The organism is Dyadobacter sp. CY326 (assembly GCF_021390515.1).
GTDB lineage: Bacteria > Bacteroidota > Bacteroidia > Cytophagales > Spirosomataceae > Dyadobacter.
In genome coordinates this window covers 1-1,458 of the sequence record NZ_JAJUXI010000019.1, presented here as the reverse complement: position 1 = coordinate 1,458, position 1,458 = coordinate 1, and the positions used below count along the sequence as shown (strand labels likewise).

At 50.3% G+C, this 1,458-nt stretch carries 2 tRNA genes and 2 rRNA genes; all 4 read right to left on the bottom strand.

The features are described from left to right. Positions 1-1,056, bottom strand: a 23S ribosomal RNA gene (locus LZG73_RS25435); the annotation flags it as partial. Positions 1,057-1,127: 71 nt separating this feature from the next. After that, positions 1,128-1,201, bottom strand: a tRNA-Ala gene (locus LZG73_RS25430). Between the two features lie 52 nt (positions 1,202-1,253). Further along, positions 1,254-1,327: transfer RNA gene (locus LZG73_RS25425), tRNA-Ile, on the bottom strand. Between the two features lie 46 nt (positions 1,328-1,373). Further along, positions 1,374-1,458: ribosomal RNA gene (locus tag LZG73_RS25420) — 16S ribosomal RNA — on the bottom strand; the annotation flags it as partial.

Sequence of the window (1,458 nt, the reverse complement as noted above, 5' to 3'; positions counted from 1 at the left end):
CCCCCTTAGTTCAACTTAGCATATATTTTGGGACCTTAGCTGATGCTCTGGGTTGTTCCCCTCTCGGACTGGGACCTTAGCACCCCAGCCCTCACTGCCGTGTATATCATGCCCCATTCGGAGTTTGTCAGAATTTGGTAGGATTTGACTCCCCCTAGTCCTATCAGTAGCTCTACCTGAACATGACTCAACCACGACGCTGTTCCTAAAAACATTTCGGGGAGTACGAGCTATTTCTCAGTTTGATTGGCCTTTCACCCCTACCCTCAGTTCATCCGAAAACTTTTCAACGTTTACCGGTTCGGTCCTCCACGATGTGTTACCAGCGCTTCAACCTGACCAAGGGTAGATCACCAAGTTTCGCGTCTACAGCCACTGACTAATCGCCCATTTCAGACTCGCTTTCGCTTCGGCTCCTGTACTTTAATACATTAACCTTGCCAGTGACCGTAACTCGTAGGCTCATTATGCAAAAGGCACGACGTCACCCGTAGGCTCCGTCCGCTTGTAAGCGCATGGTTTCAAGTTCTATTTCACCCCGCTGCTCGCGGTACTTTTCACCTTTCCCTCACGGTACTAGTTCACTATCGGTCTCTCAGGAGTATTTAGCCTTGGCGGATGGTGCCGCCGGATTCAGAGGGGATTTCTCCGGTCCCCACTTACTCAGGATACTCACTCATTTAACGCTCTTACCTGTACGGGATTCTCACCCTCTTCGATTGGCCTTCCCATGCCATTCCAGTTCAATTGTTAAACACTAGGTGAGTCCTACAACCCCAGTCTGGCCGTAACCAGGCTGGTTTGGGCTTGTCCGCGTTCGCTCGCCACTACTTGCGGAATCACTATTGTTTTCTTCTCCTGCGGGTACTTAGATGTTTCAGTTCCCCGCGTTTGCCCCCCGTAGGGTAATACCACTTCATGGTACTGGGTTGCCCCATTCGGATATCTACGGATCAACCAGTATGTGCCTGTCCCCGTAGCTTTTCGCAGCTTATCACGTCCTTCATCGCCTCTGAGAGCCTAGGTATCCCCCATGCGCCCTTAATTCGCTTGCGCGATCTTAACTCTTCTTTCTCTCTTCTACTTCTCAATATGTCAATGAACTCGTGGCGCGCATTTGCGCCATGTGGAGAATAACGGATTCGAACCGTTGACCCCCTGCGTGCAAGGCAGGTGCTCTAGCCAGCTGAGCTAATCCCCCAAATTTTTCAATAAAAATTATCAAGAACGTTATCCTGATAACTTGTTTTCCGTGGGCCTGCGTGGACTCGAACCACGGACCTCGACATTATCAGTGTCGCGCTCTAACCACCTGAGCTACAAGCCCTTATATATGATAAAGATAAACCAAAAGCAGAGTCTCTCGTCTCCAGAAAGGAGGTGTTCCAGCCGCACCTTCCGGTACGGCTACCTTGTTACGACTTAGCCCCAGTCGCCGATTTTACCCTAACAGTGTCT